We start from the raw sequence: 21,673 nt of genomic DNA on the forward strand, positions 1-21,673 counted from the left end.
CCCGCGCCCTCCCGGACGAGCGGACCCCCGGTCGGGGAAGGCACGCCATGGATTACCAGTACGTCGACGGCCGGCTTCAGGTGCGCCGCACCGACGAGGAGAAGAAGCCCATCCTCCAGCGCCTCAAGCGCATCGAGGGACAGGTGCGCGGCCTCCAGGCGATGGTGCAGGAGGATCGCTACTGCCTCGACGAGGTGCAGCAGATGAACGCCATCACGGCCGCGGTGCGCGAGGCGGTGCTGCAGCTCATCAGCTCGCACCTCGACGCCTCGGTCGACTACGCGGCGAAGTCCGAGGATCGCGAAGGCGCCATCGAGGAGATGGTGCGGGTCCTGCGCGCGGCCCTGCGCCAGTCGTGAATCCCGACTGGCGGACGGGCGGCGCCCCGCGCTGTCCGGTCGCCCTGGCGGTGCGGGAGCGCGGGCTTATCTAGGCTCCAAGTCCGGCGCTCGGCCCCGTCCGCGCGCATCCTCGCACGAGCCCCGTCCCGCATGTCCGCCTCCGACAGCGAAGCCAATCGCTTCTCCGCCCGCGCCGCCCGCTACGCGAAGGTCGGCGCCAACGTGGGCGGCGTCGCCGCCCGGATGGCCGGCGCGCGGCTCCTCGGCCGCAAGGGCGAGGACGTGTCCAGCGCCGCCGCCCTCGCCCAGGCGCTGGGTGGCCTCAAGGGGCCGATCATGAAGGTGGCGCAGCTGCTCGCCACCGTGCCGGACCTGCTGCCGCCGGAATACGCCGCCGAGCTGCAGAAGCTGCAATCCGAGGCGCCGCCGATGGGCGCGGCCTTCGTCAAGCGCCGCATGGCCGCTGAGCTGGGCCCGCAATGGAAGGAGCGCTTCGGCGCGTTCGACCTGCGTCCGGCGGCGGCCGCCTCCCTGGGCCAGGTCCACCGGGCCGAGACGCTGGACGGCGTGGCGCTCGCCTGCAAGCTGCAGTACCCGGACATGCAATCCGCCGTCGAGGCGGACCTCAAGCAGCTCGAACTCGCCTTCGCCCTGCACCGGCGCATCAGCGCGGTGATCGACACCCGCGAGATCGCCAAGGAGATCGGCGACCGGGTCCGGGAGGAGCTCGACTACACCCGCGAGGCCCGGAACGCCGCCCTCTACGCCGACGTGCTCCAGGGCGTCGAGACGGTGCGGGTGCCGGTCGTCTTCCCCGACCTCTCGACCAAGCGCCTGCTCACGCAGGGCTGGCTCGAGGGCGAGAAGATCCTGAACTTCACCGGCGGGCCGCTGGAGGTGCGCAACCGCCTCGCCCACGCGATGTTCCAGGCCTGGTGGCACCCCTTCAGCCGCGCCGCGGTGATCCACGGCGACCCGCACCTGGGCAACTACACGGTCTTCTCGGAGGGCGGCGAGCCGCAGGGCATCAACCTGCTCGATTACGGCTGCATCCGCATCTTCCACCCCCGCTTCGTCGGCGGCGTGGTCGATCTCTACAAGGGGCTCCTGCACGACGACCAGGCGCGCGTCGTCCACGCCTACGAAAGCTGGGGATTCCGCAACCTCACCCGTGACCTCGTCGACACCCTCAACATCTGGGCCCGCTTCATCTACGGGCCGCTGCTCGAGGACCGGGTCCGCACGGTGGCGGACGGCGTCAAGCCGGGCGAGTACGGCCGCCGCCAGGCCTTCGAGGTGCACCGTGCCCTCAAGGAGCGCGGGCCCGTCACGGTGCCGCGGGAATTCGTGTTCATGGACCGGGCCGCGGTGGGCCTCGGCGCGGTCTTCCTGCACCTGCGCTCGGAGCTGAACTACCACCGCCTCTTCGAGGCGCAGATCGACCGCTTCTCCCTCGACGATCTCGCCGCCCGCCAGCACGCGGCCCTCGAGAAGGCCGGCCTGCCGCAACCGGCCTGAGGCCGGGGCCGCGGGACTTCGATTTGGAAAAAGGTGCGGATCCGCACCTCCGGCCGGTGGCCGGGGGTGCCCCGACACCGGGCCGGATCGTTGGCCCAACCGTGAAACTCGAGGTATCGCAACGGCTTGCCCGGGAACGGGCGGGCCGTTCCGTTGCGCGCGGACCGCCTATCGGCTGATTGCCGGGACCTTGAGCATGCGCTAAAGCCCGGCCAACGAGCACAAGACGGGGTCTACCGCATCATGGCCGACATCAATCACGCCACCGACTCCGCCTACAGCCCGGAGATGGACGGCCCGACCCACGAGGCCACCTATCGGGGCTTCGTGCGCTTCGTCGAGATCGCCACCACCGTCGTGATCTGCTGGGTCCTGTCGCTCGCCGTCGGCGGCGTGCGCGAGGCCTGGATCACCGCGATCGTCGGCGTCGTTCTGGGCGGCATCGGCGGGGCCGTCGGCGCCCTCTCCCCGGCGATCGGCTGGCGCGCGCCCGCCGTCGTGGCGGTGCTGCTCGCCCTCATGCTCGCCTTCTATTGAGGCGGCGGGCGGCCCGCCCGCCCCACCCCTTTCACGCGCCGAAAGATTGCGCGTGACTTAATGGTTAAAGATTTGTAACCAGAGCCGTCCCTTCTGCCGGGGGGACGGCTTTACAGTCGTGGGGCAGGCGTGGCCTTGTACACACCGCCCGCAAGGGGGGATCGGCGCACCGCGCCGTGTAAACGACCAAAGGAAGTCTGAATGCGGATCGCGGTCCTATCCGAGACCGATCCGGCGGAGCCGCGGGTCGCGGCAGTCCCGGAAACGGTGAAGAAGTACAAGGCTCTCGGGGCCGAGGTGACGGTGCAGTCCGGCGCGGGCCTGAAGGCCGGCGTGCCGGATGCCGAGTACGAGGCCGCCGGTGCCTCGATCGCGCCCGACGCCAAGGCCGCGGCCGACGGGGCGGACATCGTGCTCAGGGTGCGCCGTCCGGCCGCCGAGGAGCTGCCCGCGCTCAAGCGCGGCGCGATCGTGATCGCCATCATGGACCCCTACGGCCACGAGGCCGAGGTCAAGGCGATGGCCGATGCCGGCGTCTCGGCGATCGCCATGGAGCTGATGCCCCGCATCACCCGCGCCCAGGTGATGGACGTGCTCTCGAGCCAGGCCAACCTCGCGGGCTACCGCGCCGTGGTCGACGGCGCCGCCGTCTACGGCCGGGCACTGCCGATGATGATGACCGCGGCCGGCACCGTGCCGGCGGCCCGCATCTTCGTGATGGGCGCCGGCGTCGCCGGGCTGCAGGCCATCGCCACCGCCCGCCGCATGGGCGCGGTGGTGACCGCTACCGACGTGCGGCCCGCCGCCAAGGAGCAGGTCGAGTCGCTGGGCGCCAAGTTCGTCGCCGTCGAGGACGACGAGTTCAAGCAGGCCGAGACCGCCGGCGGCTACGCCAAGGAGATGTCGGCCGAGTACAAGAAGAAGCAGGCCGAGCTGGTCGCCAGCCACATCGCCAAGCAGGACATCGTGGTCACCACCGCGCTGATCCCCGGCCGGCCGGCGCCGAAGCTCGTCACCGCCGACATGGTGGCGGCGATGCGTCCGGGCTCGGTGCTCGTCGACCTCGCGGTCGAGCGCGGCGGCAACGTCGAGGGCGTCAAGGCCGACGAGGTCGTGGAGACCGAGAAGGGCGTGAAGATCGTCGGCTACGCCAACGTGCCGGGCCGTCTCGCCGCCACCTCGTCGAGCCTCTACGCCCGCAACCTCTACGCCTTCGTCGAGACCCTGGTCGACAAGACGTCGAAGGCGCTGGCGGTGAAGTGGGACGACGAGCTCGTCAAGGCGACCTGCCTGACCCGCGACGGCGCCGTCGTCCACCCGAACTTCCAGCCCAAGGCGGCCTAAGGCCTCGCCTGCACTCGGAGGAGACCTCATGGCTACCCTTCCCCCCGACCAGGCGGCCGAGCAGGCGCGCGCCGCCGCCGCCGCCGCCCGCAACGCGGCCGACATCGCCGCCCGCGCCGCCGACCAGGCGGCGATCATCGCCGACAGCGTCGGCCACGGCGTCGCCGCCGCGACCCACGGCGCCATCGACCCGACCGTCTTCCGCCTCGCGATCTTCGTGCTGGCGATCTTCGTCGGCTACTACGTCGTCTGGTCGGTGACCCCGGCGCTGCACACCCCGCTGATGTCCGTCACCAATGCGATCTCCTCGGTGATCGTGGTCGGCGCGATCCTGGCCGTCGGCGTGCCGCTGATCGAGAAGGGGACCGGCTGGGCCCGCTTCTTCGGGTTCATCGGCCTGGTCTTCGCCAGCGTGAACATCTTCGGCGGCTTCCTCGTCACCCAGCGCATGCTCAGCATGTACAAGAAGAAGGCCTGAGGCGATGTCTGAGAACGTCTCCTCGCTCCTCTATCTCGTCTCCGGCGTCCTGTTCATCCTGGCGCTGCGGGGCCTGTCCCACCCGACCACCTCCCGGCAGGGCAACCTGTACGGCATGATCGGCATGGGTATCGCCATCCTGACGACGCTGATCGGCCACGCGCCGTCCGGCGTCGGGGCGTGGTTCCTGGTACTGCTCGGCCTCGGCATCGGCGGCGGCGCCGGCGCGGTGATCGCCAAGCGCGTGCCGATGACGGCGATGCCGCAGCTCGTCGCGGCCTTCCACTCCCTCGTCGGCCTCGCCGCCGTCGCGGTGGCGGCCGGCGCGCTCTACGCGCCGCAGGCCTTCGGCATCATCGAGAACGGCGCCATCCACAAGCAGTCGCTGTTCGAGATGGGCCTGGGCGTGGCCATCGGCGCCATCACATTCACGGGCTCGGTGATCGCGTTCCTCAAGCTCGATGGGCGCATGTCGGGCAAGCCGATCATGCTGCCGCAGCGCCATCTCATCAACATCGTGCTGGCCGTCGTGCTGGTCGCGCTGCTGATCGGCTTCATCGGCGGCGGCAGCAAGGTGCTGTTCTGGCTGATCGTGATCCTGTCCTTCGTGCTCGGCGGCCTCTTGATCATCCCGATCGGCGGCGCGGACATGCCGGTCGTGGTCTCGATGCTCAACTCCTATTCGGGTTGGGCGGCGGCCGGCATCGGCTTCACGCTGGGCAACCTCGCGCTGATCATCACCGGCGCGCTGGTCGGCTCGTCGGGCGCGATCCTGTCCTACATCATGTGCCACGCGATGAACCGCTCGTTCATCTCGGTGATCCTCGGCGGCTTCGGCGGCGACGCCGCGGCGTCCTCGGGCGGCGGCCAGGTCGAGACCCGGCCGGTCAAGCAGGGCTCGGCGGACGACGCGGCCTTCATCATGAAGAACGCCGAGAAGGTCATCATCGTGCCGGGCTACGGCATGGCGGTGGCGCAGGCCCAGCATTCGCTGCGCGAGATGGCCGACCAGCTCAAGAAGGCCGGCGTCGACGTGAAGTACGCCATCCACCCGGTGGCGGGCCGCATGCCGGGCCACATGAACGTGCTGCTCGCCGAGGCCAACGTGCCCTACGACGAGGTGCACGAACTGGAGGACATCAACGGCGAGTTCCCGCAGGCCGACGTGGCCTTCGTGATCGGCGCCAACGACGTCACCAACCCGGCCGCCAAGACCGATCCGCAATCGCCGATCTACGGCATGCCGATCCTCGACGTGGAGCGGGCCAAGACCGTGCTGTTCATCAAGCGCGGCATGGGCTCGGGCTATGCCGGCGTCGAGAACGAGGTGTTCTTCCGCGACAACACCATGATGCTGTTCGGCGACGCCAAGAAGGTGGTCGACGAGATCGTCAAGAACTTCTGACCGCCGCGCCCGCCCGGGCGCGATGCCGGACGCTCGTCCGGGACGGAAAGCGGGGCCTCGTGCCCCGCTTTTCGCATTTCAGGGGTCCGGCGATGCCGGACAGGGCTTGCCGACGCCCGGTCAGACGGTGCTGCTCAGGCCCATCGCCGCCAGCCCCTCGTCGAGCAGGTCGCCGACATTCGGGATGCCGAGCAGGTAGTCGGCGGTGCGGGTGCCGGCGGCCTCGCGCTCGCGGGCCAGCCGCACCGCGTCGGGAAACTCCTCCGGCTCCATGTCGCCGCGGCCGACGAACAGCAGCGCCACCAAATCGGCGCGCTCGTCGTCGTTGAGGCCGGCGATCATCTCGCGCAACTCCTCCTCGGTCGCGTCGTCGGTGCCGTCGACCAGCACGTCGCGGGCGCCGTCGTCGATCGGGTTCGAGCCGGAATCGGGATCGCTCAGACCCTCCTTCACGTCGAGGGCGCGGGCGCGCAGAATGAACTCACTGACCTTGTCTACGGCGATGTCCATCGGTCGAATCTCCTCGCGGCGCGGGCGCCATGCTGTGGAGCCTCAACCCGCGAAGCGTGGCCCGGTTCGCCCGCCGCAGAGGCTCGCCCCTGGACGCCGGGGCCGTTCGACATCAAGTGAGCGGCGGCACGCCCCATTCGAGAGGCTTCGATGCTCATCAACGCCGCCTTCGCGGCCCTGCGGCAGGTGTTTTCCCCGCCGCTCCGCCAGATCCTGTGGAAGTCCCTCGGCCTGACGGTCGGGCTGCTGTTCCTGGTGTGGTTCGGCCTGTCGAAGGGCATCGCGGCGCTGATCGCCGCCCACCCGATCTCGACCGACTACGCCATGGTCAACGCCGTGGCGTCGTTCCTGGCCGGGGCCGGGCTGTTCGTCGGCCTCGCCTACATCCTGCCGCCGGTCTCGATCCTGGTGGCGGGCTACTTCCTCGACGATGCCGCCGCGATCGTCGAGCGCACCGACTTCCCCGACGAGGTGCCGGGCCAGGCGATGCCGTTCGGCCAGGCGATGCTCTACACGGCGCGGTTCGCCGGGCTGGCGCTCGCCGTCAACCTCGCGGCGCTGCTGCTGCTGCTGGTGCCGGGCATCAACGTGGCGGCGTTCTTCCTCGCCAACACCTACCTGCTTGGGCGCGAGTATTTCGAGCTCGCCGCGGCCCGGTTCCGGCCCCTGGCCGAGGCCGGCGCGATGCGGCGCCACCACACCGCGACCGTGATGCTCGCCGGGGCGCTGCTGGCCGGGCTGATGCTGGTGCCGATCGTCAACCTGATCACGCCGCTCTTCGGCATCGCCCTGATGGTCCACGTCCACAAGGGCCTGAGCCGCGACCGCCTGCTGCGCGCGCCGCAAGCCCGGCCGCCGGTGGCGATGGACCGGGACCGGCTCGACGCGGGGCGGCGCTGACGCCGCCTCCCCTCACCCGAACACGACGCGGCCCATGATCCGCCCGGGCAGCAGGGTGAACAGGCCGGTGATCACCAGCGCGCCGAGATAGAGCCCGATCATGGTCCAGCGATGGGCCGCGACCTCGCCGCGGCGTGCGTGCAGCACCCCGCGGACCAGTGCCGCCAGGGTGAACAGCGACAGGAGGTGGATCCAGCTGAACGGCCCGATCTGGCGCAGACCCGAGATGCCGAACGAACTCAGCGCCACCACCGCCATCAGCCCGACCCAGAGCCGGCCCATCCACCGGTGCCGCCCCCCGCCCCGCCGGAGCCCGAACTGCAGCGCCCCGAGCGCCAAGGCGGCGAGGGCCGCCGCGGCGTGGACCTGGATCACCGGCGAGGCCTGGAGCAGCGGCTGGAGGGTCATGGCGCAGGCACGATCCGCGGTGCGACCCGGCTGTCGCAGCTTGCAGCGGCGTCCGGGGCCCGTATGTTGACAGGCGCAACATACGAGGCATGTGGGCATTGTCAACATCTGGCGGCGGCGCGAGCTACCATCACGGCGACCTGCGCCGCGGCCTGATCGCGGCAGGGCAGGACCTCCTGCGCTCCGGCGGGGTCGAGGCGGTGAGCTTTCGCGAAGCGGCGCGCCTCGCCGGCGTGTCGCACAACGCGCCCTACCGGCACTTCCCGAGCCGCGAGGCGCTGCTCGCGGCGCTCGCGACCGAGGGCTTCCTCGCCCTGCACCGGGCGCTCGACCGGGCGGCGGGCGAGGCGAGCCCGCCGGATCGGCTCACGGCGCTCGGCCGCGCCTATCTGCGCTTCGCCGAGGCGGATCGGGCGACCTTCCGGCTGATGTTCGGCGGGACCCTGGACCGCGATGCCCATCCCGATCTCGCCGAGGCCTCCGCCGCGGCGTTCGGGACGTTGCGGGGCGCGGTGGTGGAACGCGAGCCCCCGGCATCCGCCGACCGCGACGCCCTGCGGGCCTGGGCGCTGGTCCACGGCCTCGCCCACCTCGTCGCCGACCGGCAGATCGAGGCCGCACAGGCCGAAGCCTGCCTCTTGTAAGAGCAATGTCGCCGCGGTTTGTTAGCCCACGAATGAGGCAGGCTAGAATTTAGGCATTCCAGTTCCAGGGATGCGCCTCCGGCGCAGGCGAGGCGGTTGGCAGGCCTCTTGCAGTCCTGTCGTCCGTCAACCCCACGGAGACGATCGACGATGCCGCTGCTCACCCCCCCGTCCCTGCGCCGGTCCGCGCTCGGGCGGACCCTGTCCGGGCTCGCCCTCGCCCTCGCCCTGACGGGGCCCGCGAGCGCGCAGGGCGTGCTGCGCATCGGCATGACCGCTTCCGACATCCCGCTCACCACCGGCCAGGCCGACAATGGCGGCGAGGGCATGCGCTTCACCGGCTACACGGTGTACGACGCCCTCATCAACTGGGACCTCAGCCGGGCCGACAAGGCCTCCGACCTGACCCCCGGCCTCGCCACCTCCTGGTCGATCGATCCCGCCGACAAGACCCGCTGGACCTTCAAGCTCCGCCCCGGCGTCACCTTCCACGACGGCTCCGCCTTCGATGCGAACGCCGTGGTGTGGAACCTAGACAAGCTCCTGAAGTCGGACAGCCCGCAATTCGACCCGCGCCAGTCGGCGCAGGGGCGCACCCGCATCCCGGCGGTGGCGTTCTACAAGCCGGTCGATCCGATGACGCTCGAGATCGTCACCAAGACCCCGGACGCGACCTTCCCCTACCAGCTCGCCTGGATCCTGATGTCGTCTCCCGCCAACTGGGAGAAGCAGGGCAAGAGCTGGGATGCCGTCGCCAAGGCGCCCTCCGGCACCGGTCCGTGGAAGGTGACGGGCTTCGTGCCGCGCGAGCGCCTCGAGCTGGTGCCCAACAAGGAGTACTGGGACAAGGCGCGCGTTCCCAAGCTCGACAAGATGGTCTTGGTGCCTCTCCCCGAGGCCAATGCCCGGGTCGCCGCCCTGCGGTCGGGCCAGGTCGACTGGATCGAGGCGCCGGCCCCCGATGCGGTGCCCTCGCTCAAGGCCGCGGGCTTTGCCCTCGTCACCAACCTCTACCCGCATAACTGGACCTGGCACCTGTCGCGGGCCGAGGGCTCGCCGTGGAACGACGTCCGCGTGCGCAAGGCCGCCAACCTCGCCATCGACCGCGAGGGCCTGAAGGAGTTCCTCGGCGGTCTCGCCACCCCGGCCGAGGGCTTCCTGACCCCCGGCCATCCCTGGTTCGGCAAGCCGACCTTCAAGCTCGGCTACGACCCCGAGGCGGCGAAGAAGCTCCTCAAGGAGGCCGGCTACGGCCCCAACAAGCCGCTCTCCACCAAGGTGCTGATCTCGGCTTCGGGCTCGGGCCAGATGCAGCCGCTGCCGATGAACGAGTTCATCCAGCAGAACCTCGCGGAGGTCGGCATCAAGGTCGACTACGAGGTCGTGGAGTGGAACACGCTCATCAACATCTGGCGGGCCGGCTCCAAGTCCGACAGCGCGCGCGGCGGCACCGCGATGAACTACTCCTACCTGATCCAGGACCCGTTCACCGCCTTCATCCGCCACGCCCAGTGCAACCTGGCGCCGCCGAACGGCACCAACTGGGGCTATTACTGCGACCCGGCGATGGACAAGCTGTTCGACGAGGTCCGGGCGACCTTCGATCCGAAGGAGCAGGTCGCGGTGCTGCAGAAGGTGCACGAGAAGTTCGTCGACGACGCCCTGTTCCTGATGGTCACCCACGACGTCAACCCGCGGGCGATGAGCAAGAAGGTCCAGGGCTTCGTCCAGGCCCAGAGCTGGTTCCAGGATTTCTCGCCGATCACCATGGCGAAGTGAGCGCCTGATCGATCCCCCGCCCGGCCCTAACGCCGGGCGGGACCACTACCCCGACAACCGGCGCCGCCTCATGATCCTCTTCATCCTCAAGCGCATCGGCTACGCCGCCCCGGTCGCCCTGGGCGTCAGCCTGGTGTGCTTCCTCCTCGTCCACCTCGCCCCCGGCGATCCCCTGAGCGCGATCCTGCCCGTGGACGCCACCGCCGAGATGCAGGCGCAGATGCGGTCGGCCTACGGCTTCGACAAGCCGCTGCCGGTGCAGTACGGCCTGTGGCTCTGGAAGATCCTGCACGGCGACCTCGGCACCTCGATCGCCACCGGCCGCCCGGTCCTGTCGGAGGTCGGCCGCGCCGTCGGCAACAGCCTGATCCTCGCCTCGATGGCGACGCTGATCGGCTTCACCTTCGGCACCTTCTTCGGCTTCGTCGCCGGCTATGCCCGCGATTCCTGGCTCGACCGGGTCGCCTCGGCGATCGCGGTGTTCGGGGTCAGCGTGCCGCACTACTGGCTCGGCATCGTCCTGGTGATCATCTTCTCGGCCACCCTCGGCTGGCTGCCGCCGACAGGGGCGGGGCCGCAGGGCTCGGGCAACTGGTTCCCGGACCTCGAGCACCTGCGCTACATCCTGCTCCCGGCCATCACCATGTCGGTGATCCCCATGGGGGTGATCTCCCGCACCGTCCGGGCGCTCGTCGGCGACATCCTGCACCAGGACTTCGTCCAGGCGCTGCGGGCCAAGGGCCTGTCGGAGTTCGGCGTCTTCCGTCACGTCGTCAAGAACGCCGCGCCGACCGCCATCGCCATCATGGGCCTCCAGCTCGGCTACCTGCTCGGCGGCTCGATCCTGATCGAGACCGTCTTTGCCTGGCCGGGCACCGGCTTCCTCCTCAATGCCGCGATCTTCCAGCGCGACCTGCCGCTGCTGCAGGGCACGATCCTGGTGCTCGCGATGTTCTTCGTGACCCTCAACCTCCTGGTCGACGTGGTGCAGACCGCGCTGGACCCCCGCATCGAGAGGGCGTGAGCGCATGACCATCCAGACCTCCCTCGCCACGGGCGATCCGGTCGCGGCGGTCGCCGCTCCCGAAATCCCGGCGGTCGCCTCGCGCGGCTACTGGGGCAGCGTGCTGCGCCGCCTCCTGCGCGATCCGGTGGCGATGGCCGCCGCCTGCGTCATCCTCGCCATCGTGCTCGCGGCGATCTTCGCGCCGCTCATCGCCCCGATGGACCCGTTCAAGGGCTCAATGGTCCGGCGCTTGCGCCATGTCGGCGACGCGACCTACTGGCTCGGCTCGGACGAGCTCGGCCGCGACATGCTCACACGGCTTCTCTATGCCGGCCGCCTGTCGCTGTTCATGGGCGTCTTGCCGGTCGTCATCGCGTTCTTCGTCGGATCCGGCCTCGGCATCCTCGCCGGCTATGCCGGCGGCTGGGTCAACACCGTGATCATGCGCGTCGTCGACGTGTTCTTCGCCTTCCCCTCGGTGCTGCTCGCCATCGCGCTGTCGGGGGCGCTCGGTGCGGGCATCCTCAACTCGATCGTGTCGCTCACCGTCGTGTTCGTGCCCCAGATCACCCGTGTCGCCGAGAGCGTCACGGTGCAGATCCGCAACCGCGACTACGTCGAGGCCGCCCGGGTCTCGGGCGCCAACCCGTTCACGGTGGTCCGCGTCCAGGTGCTCGGCAACGTGCTCGGCCCCGTCTTCGTCTACGCCACCAGCCTGATCTCGGTCTCGATGATCCTGGCCTCGGGCCTGTCCTTCCTCGGCCTCGGCGTGAAGCCGCCCGAGCCGGAATGGGGATTGATGCTCAACACCCTGCGCACCGCGATCTACGTCAACCCGGTCGTGGCGGCGCTTCCCGGCGTGATGATCTTCCTGACCTCGATCTCCTTCAACCTTCTGTCGGACGGCCTGCGCTCGGCCATGGAGGTGCGCCAGTGACCGACCTCGATCCCCGCGACCGCGGCGGCCCCGCGCAGCCGCTGCTGACCGTCGACGGCCTGGTGAAGCACTTTCCCGGCAAGGGCGGGCTGTTCGGCAAGGGCCCGGCGGTGCGCGCCGTCGACGGCGTCGATTTTTCCGTGATGAAGGGCGAGACGCTCGGCGTCGTCGGCGAATCCGGCTGCGGCAAGTCGACGACTGCGCGCCTGCTGATGCAGATCGCCCGGCAGGACAAGGGCGACATCGTCTTCGACGGCGAGCTGCTCGGCTCCCGCGCCCTCGACCTGAAGGCCTATCGCCGCCAGGTGCAGATGGTCTTCCAGGATTCCTACGCCTCGCTCAATCCCCGCCTCACCGTCGAGGAATCGGTCGCCTTCGGCCCGAAGGCGCACGGGCTGTCCGCGGCCGCCGCCCTGTCGCGGGCCCACGATCTCCTGCGCCGGGTCGGGCTGGAGCCGCGGCGCTTCGGCGGCCGCTACCCGCACGAGGTCTCGGGCGGCCAGCGCCAGCGGGTCAACATCGCCCGCGCGCTGGCGCTGGAGCCGCGCCTCCTGATCCTCGACGAGGCGGTCTCGGCCCTCGACAAGTCGGTGGAGGCGCAGGTGCTGAACCTGCTCACCGACCTCAAGCAGGAATTCGGCCTGACCTACATCTTCATCTCGCACGACCTCAACGTCGTGCGCTTCATGTCAGACCGGGTGATGGTGATGTATCTCGGTCGCGTCGCCGAGATCGGCCCGGCCGACGCGATCCTGGGTACCCCGCGCCACCCCTACACGGCGGCTTTGCTGGCTTCCCAGCCCTCGACCGATCCGAATGCCCGGCTGGAGGAGGCGCCGCTCACCGGCGATCCGCCGAACCCGATCAACCCACCCCCGGGCTGCCGCTTCCACACCCGCTGCCAGTTCGCAGCGGACGTCTGCCGCACCCGCGAGCCCGGCCTCGATCCGGTGGCGCCGGCGCATTTCGCCGCCTGCCACATGGCGGCGGCGGGCTCCGGCCACCCGGAGGCTCCCCCGGTCCCGCTAGCGGCGTGAGGCTGACATGAACGCACCCCTTCGCACGACGGGCACCTCCGCCTCTGACGCCCTGATCGAGGTCCGCGACCTCACGGTCGACTTCCTCGGCGGCCGCAAGCCCGTCCGGGCGGTCGGCGGGGTCGATTTCTCGATCCGGGCCGGCGAGGCCCTGGCGCTGCTCGGCGAATCCGGCTCCGGCAAGTCGGTGACGCTCCGGGCCCTGATGCGGCTCCTGCCGGAATCCCGCACCCGCATCGCCGGGCACCTGCGGGTCGACGGGCACGACGTGCTCTCCCTCAAGCGCAAGGCGCTCTCGGCCTATCGCGGCGGCACCGTCGCGATGATCTTCCAGGATCCGGGCCTCGCCCTCGATCCGGTCTACCGCATCGGCGACCAGATCGCCGAGGCCGTGATGCGCCACGAGGGCGTCTCCCGCGCCGCGGGCCGGGCCCGGGCGCTGGAGCTGTTCGAGCGCGTCCACATCCCCTCCCCGGCCCGGCGCCTCGACGCCTATCCGCACGAGCTGTCGGGCGGCATGCGCCAGCGCGCGATGATCGCCCTCGCGCTCGCCTGTCGGCCCAAGGTGCTGCTCGCCGACGAGCCGACCACGGCGCTCGACGCCACGGTGCAGATCCAGATCCTGCTGCTGCTGCGGGAATTGCAGCGCGACCTCGGCCTCGCCGTCATCTTCGTCACCCACGACGTCGGCGTGGCCGTCCAGGTCGCCGACCGGGTGGCGGTGATGTATGGCGGCCACCTCGTCGAGGTCGGCGCGAGCGGCGAGGTGATCGGCCGGCCGGCCCATCCCTACACGCAAGGCCTGCTCGCCTCGCGCATCACCCCGGATTCGCCCAAGGGCGTGCGGCTCGCCACGATTCCCGGCTCGCCGCCGGATCTCGCCGATCCGCCCCCGGGCTGCCCGTTCGAGCCGCGCTGCGGCCTCGTCGTGCCGGCCTGCCGCGAGGGCCTGCCGGCCCGGGTGGCGGTGGCGCCGGGGCACGCGGCGCGCTGCGTGCGCCTGGGCGGGGCCGCGCCCGCGGCCTGAACCCCCGCGTCGGGCGCCGATTGTCCATCCCGGCCACTCTGGACGGAGGCTCAGGTCGGATCCGACAATCCTCCGCGACCACGGCGGCCCGGGCCGAACGCGACGACGCCTGCCGGCGCCCTCGCCTCGCCCGAGGGCACGGGACGGGAGCCCGCGCGGCCCCGCTCCCCGGCTCGCCCCGCGTTTCCCGCCTGCGGCCCTTTACGCGGCCCCGCCTTCGACGGCACAAGGCGGCCGAGCGCTCATGCGGAAGCCTCGAGGAGATCCCGATGACCATCACGCGTTTCGAGACCGGCCCCCGGATGAGCCAGGCCGTGGTCCATAACGGCACCGCCTACCTAGCCGGCCAGGTCGCCGACAACGTCTCGAACGACGAGGGCGTCGAGGCGCAGACCAAGGACATCCTCGCCCAGATCGACGCGCTGCTTGCCAGCGTCGGCAGCGACAAGACCCGGCTCCTCTCGGCCACGATCTACCTCGCCGACATGTCGACCTTCGCCGAGATGAACCGCGCCTGGGACGGCTGGGTCGCGGCCGGCCACACCCCGGCCCGCGCCACCGTCGAGGCCAAGCTCGCCGGCCCGCAATACAAGGTCGAGATCTCGATCATCGCCGCGATCGGAGCCTGACCGATGCGGCTGCTCCGGCGCGGTCTCCTGCGGGCATCGGCCTGCCTCCTCGCCCTCGCGGCGGTGGCCGCCGGCCCCGCGGCGGCCGCGCCGGAGCGGGTCGTCAACGTCTACAACTGGTCGGACTACATCGACCCCAAGATGCTCGACGCCTTCACGCGCGAGACCGGCATCAAGGTGGTCTACGACACCTACGACACCAACGAGATCGTCGAGACCAAGCTGCTCGCCGGCCGCTCGGGCTACGACATCGTGGTGCCCTCGGGTCCGTTCCTGCAGCGCCTGATCAAGGCGGGCGTCTTCCAGCCCCTCGACAAGGCGAAGCTGCCGAACCTCAAGCACGCCTGGCCCGAGGTGACCGCGCGGCTCGCCGTCTACGATCCGGGCAACGTCTACGCGGTCGACTACATGTGGGGCACGACCGGGATCGGCATGAACACCGCCCTGGTGCGGGCCCGCCTGGGCGCGACCCAACCGCTCAACACCTGGGACATCGTCCTGCGCCCGGAGCTGGTCGCCAAGCTCAAGGATTGCGGCGTCACGATGCTGGACGCCCCCGAGGACGTCTTTCCGAGCGTGCTCCAGGCGATCGGGCTGAAGCCCGACACGCGACGGGTCGACGACCTCGAGAAGGCCGGCGAGGCGTTGTTCCGCATCCGCGGCGCGGTGCAGAAATTCCACTCCTCCGAGTACATCAACCAGCTCGCCAACGGCGACGTTTGCCTGTCGGTCGGCTATTCGGGCGACGTGCTCCAGGCCCGCCGCCGCGCCCGCGAGGCGAAGAACGACGTCGACATCGCCTACGTCATCCCGCAGCAGGGCGCGCTGATGTGGTTCGATTCCTTCGCGATCCCGAAGGACGCCCCCCACGCGGCGGAGGCGCACGCCTTCATCGACTTCATGATGCGGCCGGAGGTTGCGGCGGCCAACACCAACTTCGTCGCCTATGCGAGCGGCAACCTGGCGGCCAAGGCCCTGGTCAAGCCCGAGATCCTGTCGGATCCCGGGATCTACCCGGACGACGCCACGTTCCGGCGCCTGTTCACCAACACCGCCTACGACGATCGCACCCAGCGGCTGGTGACCCGGCTCTGGACCCGGGTGCGCACCGGGCGCTGAGGCCCCGCTCACGAGAAAGGCCCGCTCCTCTCCGGAGCGGGCCCCTTCCCGCGCGTCCCGTTCACCCGCGGCGCGGGCGGGCGGGATCGCGTCCCGGCATCAATCCTTGAGGTCGTCCGGCACCTTGCCGCCGTTCTCCTCGAGCTTCTTGATCACCTGCTTGTGCAGCCACACGTTCATGGTGGCCGAATCCTCGGTGTCGCCGGTGTAGTTCAGCTCCTTGGCGAGCTCCTTGCGGGACGACAGGCTGCTGTCGAGGTGGAGCAGCTTCATCAGGTCGACGATCGAGGTGCGCCAGTTCAGCGGCTGGCCGGCCTTACCGGCGAGGTCGTTGAGCACCGCCTCGACGTCGACCTTGCCGTCGACCTTCGGCACCGCGCCGCCGGACGCCGCGTCCGAGCCGCCGCCGAGCGCCCCGCCCGCCGAGGACGTGTCGGTCTTGGGCGCATCCCCCGACGTCTGCGCCTGGGCGTCGCCGCCGCCGAAGGGGTGCAGGATCTTGCTGACGATCGTCCCGAGCAGGCTCATCGTGTCGTTCTCCGTCTGGGGCTCGCGTGGCGCTGCCCGCATCCTCGCGGGCGAAGGGCGGGCACGCTCGGCCTTGCGGCACGGTAACGAACGGCCCCGCTCACCGTTCCGTGAAGCGCGCGTCCGCGACCATCCCGGCGCTGCACGCCGCCGCAGGATCGGTTAAGGACGGGCCGGAAGGCGGGCCGGGCGCGTGGCGCCGGCCGCGACGGGAATCGCGTGGGAGCGGCATGACAGGGGATCCGATACGCCGGGCGCTCGACGACGTCTGGTACTGCGTCGGCGAGAGCCGCAGCGTCCGGCCCGGCGGCATGCGGTCGGTCAGCCTCGGCGAGGAAGCCGTGGTGGTCGGGCGGGAGGAATCGGGCGCGCTGTTCGCCCTGCGCGACCGCTGCCCGCATCGCGGCATGGCGCTGTCGGCCGGCCGGATCGTCGACGGCAACCTCGTCTGCCCGTTCCACGGCTGGCAGTTCCGGCCCGACGGCGCCTGCGCGGCGATTCCGGCGCTCGCCCGCCGGGACGACGCCAATTTCGCCTCCGTCCGCCTCGCCCGCTTCGCCGTGACCGAAAAGTCCGGCCTGATCTGGGTGCATGCCAGCGCCAACCCCGCCGGCGCCGCCCCGGAGACGGCGCCGCCGATCCCGGAGGTCGATTTCGACTATTGCGGGCAACTCGTCGAGATCCTCGAGGTCGAGGCCTCGTTCGACCTCGTGGCGCTGAGCTTCGTCGATCCGGCGCACGTCGCCTACGTCCACGATTCGTGGTGGTGGCGCCCGTCGAAGACCATGAAGGAGAAGGTCAAGCACTTCGCGCCCTCGCCCTTCGGCTTCACCATGACGAGCCACACGGCGAAGACCGCCTCCCTCGCCTACCGCCTGCTCGGCTCGATCCCCGAGGTCGAGATCGAGTTCCGCCTGCCGGGCGTGCGGCTCGAGCGGATCACCGCGGGCGAGAAGCGCCTGGCGAACTACACCTTCGCCGCGCCGCTGGCGAACGGCCGCACCGCGCTCATCAACGCGATGTACTGGAACATCCCGGCCCTCAACCTGCTGAAGCCCGTCGCCCGGCCGCTGATGCGCCAGTTCCTCGGCCAGGACCGCGACGTGCTCCAGATCGCCCAGCGCGGCCTCGACCGGAAGCCCGCCATGGTGCTGATGGGTGAGAGCGACGTGCAGTCGCAGTGGTATTTCAGCCTCAAGCGCGAGTTCCTGCGGGCGCGCGAGGCGGCGGCGCCCTTCGTCAATCCGCTCGAGCCGCGGGAGCTGCGCTGGCGCAGTTGAACGGACAATACGGGCTGCCCGATGCTGGATCGGCGGCAGGTGCACGGCGTTGCCGTCGAGAAGAGGCGGTCCAGAGGCCGGATCGCGCGCCTGTCAGCTCTGTCCCGCGCCGCGACAACGGCAGGAAATTCCAAGGCCGTGCCGTTCGGCGCTATCGCGGGCGCGGCCTTTCGGATTATCCCGTCCGTCCAGTCTTCCGGGGGACACGGATGTCCGGTGACATCTTCCGCATCGTTTACAAGAGTACCGCCGCTCATCCGGCGGAGGCGATGCTGGGACAGGGCCACATCGCGTCTCTCCTTGGCGTCGCCCGGCACCGCAACCGCCTGGCGGACGTGAGCGGCGTGCTGGTCTATACCGGACTCGGCTTCTTCCAGGTGCTGGAGGGCCGGCGCGCCGCCGTGCAGCCGATCTTCGAGTCGATCCTGGTCGACCGGCGACACCACACCCTGGCGGTGATCGAGATGGATTTCGCCGCCGAGCGGCGCTTCCCGGGCTGGACCATGGGCTTCCTCGGCACCACGCCGGAACTCGACGAGCGATTGAACGGCGACGGTTCCTGTCCCGCCGGCGGCCCGAAGGCCCTCGACCAGCTCCTGCGCCGGGCGCTGCTGCTCCTCGTCGACAGCCCGATCAGCACGCCCTGGCATTCCGGCGCGGCCGGCCGATAGGATCTCCGACACGCCGACCAGGGCTCGCTCCTCGGATCCGCTCGATCGGGCGCTGAGGTCGGCAGGTCGACTATCTTCCAGAACGCTCCGTCCTGCGTCGTGCTCACCCCGCCCGGGCGGACGGCTCGGCGGCGAGGAGCGCCACCGCGACCGCCGGCCCACAGGTCGACGCGAAGGCCGCCGCGTCGGGGGCAAGGCGCGGCGCGATCAGGTCGCTCAGCTCCTCGGCGGGCCGCCGGAGGCGGGCGGCGAGGCGGGCGGCGACGAAGCGGCCGGCGCCGCAGATCACCACCGGCGCCTCCTCCGGCACGTCGCCCCGGGACAGGATCGTGGCGGCGGCATCGTGCAGGAGCCGCAGCTGCGCCTCCGCGAAGACCCCCGCGAGGCGGATCCAGTCTTCGGCGGAGCCCTCGTGGCGGTCGCGCCCGATCATCCGTGCCAGGCGGATCTCGGTCTCGGGCGTCGACTTGCCCTTGAGGTCGGCGGTGTCCTGCTGGTCCTCGGCCTCCGGCAGATCGGAGAGGAGCCGGTAGGCATCCGCCGTGGTGGCGAAGCACTCGGCCATCAGGGCGGTGCGACGGCCGCGGAACGGGACGGCTTGCGCCAGCGCCAGCAGCGGGGTGCGCACCACCCCGGTATAGACGAGTTCCCCGGTCTCCAGCCGCTCGGCATCGCTGTAGCCGAGGGTGCGGGGCTGCCCGTCGCGGATCGGGATCAGGTCGCCGGTGGTCGAGCCGAGATCGACCAGGAGGGCTGCCGGCCGGAGGCGGCCGACGAGGGCCGCGGTGGCGTGCCAGTTGGCGCTGGCGACGTCGGGCGCCCTCCCTCCCGCCTCCCCGGGCGTCACGAAGCCGGCGCGCCCGGCATAGACCGCGACGGTGCCGGGCAGGTGCGCGCCGGCCCAGCCGGCGATCTGCGTCACCCCGTCGGCGCGGTCGGAGAAGCAGTCGGTCAGCTCGCCGGTCATCGTCACGGCGTGGTGCGCCGGCCGGCGCGCCCAGTCCGGCAGGGCCGCGACCGAGGTTTCCAGCGCCGGCAGGCCGTTCCAGAGCGGGCACGGCACCTGGACCACCGCCTGGACGCGCCCGCCCTCGACCAGGGCCGCCTTGACATGGACCCCGCCGAAGTCCCAGCCGATGATGCGCTCGCGCGAGGAAACGGAAGGGGCGGAGGAATGCGGATCAGTCACGGTCGATTCTCGGTCGCGGCGCGTCGGGACCGGGTCGCATGAGCGGCGCTCCCTTCGCAACCCGGACCGAGGTGGTGCCGGTCCTCGACCTGCGCGGCGGCCTCGTCGTGCGGGCCCGGGCCGGGGACCGCGACGCCTACGCGCCGATCGTGACGCCGCTCAGCCCCGGCCCCGCTCCGGCCGACGTCGCCCGCGGCCTCCTCGCCGCCTGGCCGGCGCGCCGGCTCTACGTCGCCGACCTCGACGCCATCGTGGACGGCGCCCCGCCGGATCTCGGCGCGCTGCGGGCGATCCTCGCGGCCTGCCCCGGGATCGAGCTGTGGGTCGATGCGGGGTTTTCGAGCGAGGCCGGCGTCACAGCGTTCCTGGCCTCCGGCCTCGGCCGGCCGGTGCTCGGCAGCGAGAGCCAGGTCGACGACGCCTTGGTGCGCCGCATCGGCGACCGGGCGGTCCTGTCCCTCGACAGCCGCGACGGCGCGCCGATGGGACCAATGGTCCTGCACGAGGATCCGTCCGCCTGGCCGCCGGAGGTGATCGTGATGACGCTCGCGCGCGTCGGCAGCGGCGCCGGGCCGGACCTCGCGGGCCTGCGGGCGTTCAGGGCGCGGGCGCCCCACGTCGCCTTCTACGCCGCCGGGGGCCTGCGCGGGCCGGAGGACCTGCCGGCCCTCGACGAGGCCGGGGCCGCCGGCGTGCTCGTCGCCAGCGCGATCCACGACGGGCGGCTGCGGGCCTGAGCGCCGCCATGCGCGCGGCGGCATCCCCGCCCGACATGGCCGCGCTTGTTCCCTCGCCGCCCCCGTGCTCCGCTGCCGCGATGCCGCTCCAGGACCCCGCGATGCCCGCCACCGATCTCGTGACGATGCGTGCCACCGACCTCGCGCGGGCGATCCGCGATCGGGCCGTCTCGGCCCGGGAGGTGATGCAGGCCCATCTCGACCAGATCGCCCGCCACAACCCGGCGGTGAACGCCATCGTGTCCCTGCGCGACCCCGACGCGCTCCTGGCCGAGGCCGAGGCGGCCGACCGGGAGCTGAAGGAGCGTGGACCGCGCGGGCCGCTCCACGGCCTGCCGCACGCGGTCAAGGACCTCTCGCCCACCGCCGGCCTCCGCACCACCCAGGGCTCGCCGCTGTTTCGCGACACCGTGCCGGAGGCGGATGCCCTCCACGTCGCGCGCCTCAGGGCGGCGGGCGCGCTGCTCATCGGCAAGACCAACGTGCCGGAATTCGGCCTCGGCTCGCACAGCACCAACCCGGTCTTCGGCCCGACCCGCAACGCCTACGACCCGGCGAAGGCCGGCGGCGGCTCGAGCGGCGGCGCCGGGGTGGCGCTGGCGATGCGGATGGTGCCGCTTGCCGACGGCAGCGACCACGGCGGCTCCCTGCGCAATCCCGCCGCCTGGAACAACGTGCTGGGCCTGCGCCCCGCCGCCGGCCGCATCCCGAACGGCACCGAGGAGGTCTTCCTGCCCCAACTCGGGGTGCTTGGCCCGATGGCGCGCTGCACCGCCGATCTCGGCCTGCTCCTCTCGGTCCAGGCCGGCTACGATCCCCGCACCCCGACGGCGTTCCGCGAGGATCCCGCCGCCTTCGCGGTGCCGCCGCCCCGCGACCTGAAGGGGCTGCGGATCGGCTGGATCGGTGATTTCGGCGGCCACATCCCCTTCGAGCCCGGCGTGCTCGCCCTCTGCGAGGACGCCCTGCGGGTCTTCTCGGGCGAGGGCGCGGCGGTCGAGCCGGTGCTCCCGGCCTTCGATCCGGAGGCGATCTGGCAGAGCTGGACGCGGCTGCGCCAATGGATCATCGGTGCGACCCTCGCGGTGCATTGGCGGGACGAGGCGAAGCGCGCCCGGATGCGGCCGGAGGCGATCTGGGAGGTCGAGCAAGGCCAGAAGCTCTCGGCCTTCGACGTCCACGCCGCCAGCCTCACCCGCACCGCGTGGTACCACTGCGTGCGCGGGCTGTTCGAGCGCTTCGACGTGCTGGCGATGCCCGCCGCCCAGGTCTTCCCGTTCGCGGCCGAGGAGACCTGGCCGCGGGAGGTCGGCGGGCGCGCCATGGACACCTATCACCGCTGGATGGAGGTGGTGGTGCCGGCCACGCTGTCCGGCTGCCCGACGATCAGCCTGCCGGCGGGCTTCAGCGCGGCCGGCCTGCCGATGGGGATCCAGCTCATCGCCCCGAACCGCGGCGAGGCGGAGCTGCTGGCCATCGCGGCGGCCTACGAGGCGGTCACGGGCTTCGACCGGGTGCTGCCGCCGGCCCTGCGCGGCTGATTCCGGCCACCGGTCACTGCGACCGATCACGGCGGCGTGAACGGGATAGGCTGTCTGCTGCGCTTGCCGCCTGTCAGGCCTCCCGGCATACATGGCGGGCAACAAGCT

23 protein-coding genes are annotated in these 21,673 nt (G+C 71.2%); 19 read left to right on the forward strand and 4 right to left on the reverse strand.

The features are described from left to right. Nucleotides 1-47: 47 nt before the first annotated feature. The 6 genes from BMX97_RS15290 to BMX97_RS15315 all read left to right on the forward strand — a co-directional run bounded on the left by BMX97_RS15290 (nt 48) and on the right by BMX97_RS15315 (nt 5,623). Nucleotides 48-359, forward strand: a complete 312-nt coding sequence (locus BMX97_RS15290; RefSeq protein WP_091751678.1) for a metal-sensitive transcriptional regulator — start codon at nt 48-50, stop codon at nt 357-359. Nucleotides 360-491: 132 nt separating this feature from the next. Beyond that, complete coding sequence (locus BMX97_RS15295; protein ID WP_091751681.1) at nt 492-1,859, forward strand: ABC1 kinase family protein; 1,368 nt, start codon at nt 492-494, stop codon at nt 1,857-1,859. 243 nt (nt 1,860-2,102) lie between these two features. Next, complete coding sequence (locus BMX97_RS15300) at nt 2,103-2,396, forward strand: aa3-type cytochrome c oxidase subunit IV (protein WP_060848635.1); 294 nt, start codon at nt 2,103-2,105, stop codon at nt 2,394-2,396. A gap of 201 nt (nt 2,397-2,597) precedes the next feature. Further along, complete coding sequence (locus BMX97_RS15305; protein WP_060848634.1) at nt 2,598-3,740, forward strand: Re/Si-specific NAD(P)(+) transhydrogenase subunit alpha; 1,143 nt, start codon at nt 2,598-2,600, stop codon at nt 3,738-3,740. A 28-nt stretch (nt 3,741-3,768) separates the two neighbouring features. Next, nucleotides 3,769-4,218, forward strand: coding sequence for a proton-translocating transhydrogenase family protein (locus BMX97_RS15310; protein WP_091751684.1), 450 nt, complete (start codon nt 3,769-3,771; stop codon nt 4,216-4,218). A 4-nt stretch (nt 4,219-4,222) separates the two neighbouring features. Next, nucleotides 4,223-5,623 carry an NAD(P)(+) transhydrogenase (Re/Si-specific) subunit beta gene (locus tag BMX97_RS15315; RefSeq protein ID WP_060848632.1) on the forward strand — a complete coding sequence of 467 codons (1,401 nt, stop codon included), beginning with the start codon at nt 4,223-4,225 and terminating at the stop codon, nt 5,621-5,623. A gap of 120 nt (nt 5,624-5,743) precedes the next feature. Here BMX97_RS15315 and BMX97_RS15320 read toward each other — a convergent pair whose 3' ends face one another. Next, nucleotides 5,744-6,133, reverse strand: coding sequence for a DUF3775 domain-containing protein (locus tag BMX97_RS15320; RefSeq protein ID WP_058618262.1), 390 nt, complete (start codon nt 6,131-6,133; stop codon nt 5,744-5,746). Nucleotides 6,134-6,283: 150 nt separating this feature from the next. Here BMX97_RS15320 and BMX97_RS15325 point away from each other — a divergent pair, with 150 nt between their 5' ends. After that, nucleotides 6,284-7,033, forward strand: a complete 750-nt coding sequence (locus BMX97_RS15325; RefSeq protein WP_091751687.1) for a sulfate transporter family protein — start codon at nt 6,284-6,286, stop codon at nt 7,031-7,033. Nucleotides 7,034-7,045: 12 nt separating this feature from the next. On the opposite strand, the gene BMX97_RS15330 is transcribed toward BMX97_RS15325, so the two are convergent. Further along, entirely contained in the window at nt 7,046-7,441 is a 396-nt protein-coding gene (locus tag BMX97_RS15330) for a DUF2306 domain-containing protein (protein WP_091751690.1), read from the reverse strand. A 98-nt stretch (nt 7,442-7,539) separates the two neighbouring features. Between BMX97_RS15330 and BMX97_RS15335 the strand changes: the two genes are divergently transcribed. The 8 genes from BMX97_RS15335 to BMX97_RS15370 all read left to right on the forward strand — a co-directional run bounded on the left by BMX97_RS15335 (nt 7,540) and on the right by BMX97_RS15370 (nt 15,619). Beyond that, nucleotides 7,540-8,085 (forward strand): TetR/AcrR family transcriptional regulator, encoded by a 546-nt coding sequence (locus BMX97_RS15335; protein WP_244538448.1) that lies wholly within the window; start codon nt 7,540-7,542, stop codon nt 8,083-8,085. A gap of 150 nt (nt 8,086-8,235) precedes the next feature. Continuing rightward, nucleotides 8,236-9,864 carry an ABC transporter substrate-binding protein gene (locus BMX97_RS15340; protein WP_091751696.1) on the forward strand — a complete coding sequence of 543 codons (1,629 nt, stop codon included), beginning with the start codon at nt 8,236-8,238 and terminating at the stop codon, nt 9,862-9,864. Between the two features lie 70 nt (nt 9,865-9,934). Continuing rightward, nucleotides 9,935-10,888 carry an ABC transporter permease gene (locus tag BMX97_RS15345; protein ID WP_048429155.1) on the forward strand — a complete coding sequence of 318 codons (954 nt, stop codon included), beginning with the start codon at nt 9,935-9,937 and terminating at the stop codon, nt 10,886-10,888. A 4-nt stretch (nt 10,889-10,892) separates the two neighbouring features. Further along, nucleotides 10,893-11,807 (forward strand): ABC transporter permease, encoded by a 915-nt coding sequence (locus BMX97_RS15350; RefSeq protein WP_091751699.1) that lies wholly within the window; start codon nt 10,893-10,895, stop codon nt 11,805-11,807. Further along, nucleotides 11,804-12,844, forward strand: a complete 1,041-nt coding sequence (locus BMX97_RS15355; RefSeq protein WP_177202234.1) for an ABC transporter ATP-binding protein — start codon at nt 11,804-11,806, stop codon at nt 12,842-12,844. The genes BMX97_RS15350 and BMX97_RS15355 overlap by 4 nt, the downstream gene beginning before the upstream one ends. Nucleotides 12,845-12,851: 7 nt before the next feature. Then, on the forward strand, nt 12,852-13,871 hold the full coding sequence (locus tag BMX97_RS15360; protein ID WP_091751705.1) for an ABC transporter ATP-binding protein: 1,020 nt from the start codon (nt 12,852-12,854) through the stop codon (nt 13,869-13,871). A gap of 269 nt (nt 13,872-14,140) precedes the next feature. Beyond that, nucleotides 14,141-14,500 carry a RidA family protein gene (locus BMX97_RS15365; RefSeq protein ID WP_060848622.1) on the forward strand — a complete coding sequence of 120 codons (360 nt, stop codon included), beginning with the start codon at nt 14,141-14,143 and terminating at the stop codon, nt 14,498-14,500. A 3-nt stretch (nt 14,501-14,503) separates the two neighbouring features. After that, on the forward strand, nt 14,504-15,619 hold the full coding sequence (locus tag BMX97_RS15370) for a polyamine ABC transporter substrate-binding protein (RefSeq protein ID WP_091751708.1): 1,116 nt from the start codon (nt 14,504-14,506) through the stop codon (nt 15,617-15,619). Between the two features lie 99 nt (nt 15,620-15,718). On the opposite strand, the gene BMX97_RS15375 is transcribed toward BMX97_RS15370, so the two are convergent. Then, nucleotides 15,719-16,147 carry a DUF3597 domain-containing protein gene (locus BMX97_RS15375; RefSeq protein ID WP_060848621.1) on the reverse strand — a complete coding sequence of 143 codons (429 nt, stop codon included), beginning with the start codon at nt 16,145-16,147 and terminating at the stop codon, nt 15,719-15,721. Nucleotides 16,148-16,377: 230 nt separating this feature from the next. Here BMX97_RS15375 and BMX97_RS15380 point away from each other — a divergent pair, with 230 nt between their 5' ends. Both BMX97_RS15380 and BMX97_RS15385 read left to right on the forward strand, forming a co-directional pair. Next, nucleotides 16,378-17,427 carry an aromatic ring-hydroxylating oxygenase subunit alpha gene (locus BMX97_RS15380; protein WP_060848620.1) on the forward strand — a complete coding sequence of 350 codons (1,050 nt, stop codon included), beginning with the start codon at nt 16,378-16,380 and terminating at the stop codon, nt 17,425-17,427. Between the two features lie 209 nt (nt 17,428-17,636). Next, the gene (locus BMX97_RS15385) at nt 17,637-18,098 is read left to right on the forward strand and encodes a BLUF domain-containing protein (protein WP_091751711.1); all 462 of its coding nucleotides are present in this window, start codon (nt 17,637-17,639) and stop codon (nt 18,096-18,098) included. A 103-nt stretch (nt 18,099-18,201) separates the two neighbouring features. Here BMX97_RS15385 and BMX97_RS15390 read toward each other — a convergent pair whose 3' ends face one another. Next, nucleotides 18,202-19,287 (reverse strand): hydantoinase/oxoprolinase family protein, encoded by a 1,086-nt coding sequence (locus BMX97_RS15390; protein WP_091751714.1) that lies wholly within the window; start codon nt 19,285-19,287, stop codon nt 18,202-18,204. Between the two features lie 38 nt (nt 19,288-19,325). Between BMX97_RS15390 and BMX97_RS15395 the strand changes: the two genes are divergently transcribed. After that, a complete protein-coding gene (locus BMX97_RS15395; RefSeq protein WP_091751717.1) occupies nt 19,326-20,024 on the forward strand; it encodes a HisA/HisF-related TIM barrel protein in 699 nt (232 codons plus the stop codon). 101 nt (nt 20,025-20,125) lie between these two features. Further along, nucleotides 20,126-21,565, forward strand: coding sequence for an amidase (locus BMX97_RS15400; protein WP_091751720.1), 1,440 nt, complete (start codon nt 20,126-20,128; stop codon nt 21,563-21,565). Nucleotides 21,566-21,673 lie beyond the last annotated feature (108 nt).

Origin of the sequence: Methylobacterium sp. ap11, from assembly GCF_900110515.1 — a bacterium.
Lineage (GTDB): Bacteria > Pseudomonadota > Alphaproteobacteria > Rhizobiales > Beijerinckiaceae > Methylobacterium > Methylobacterium ajmalii.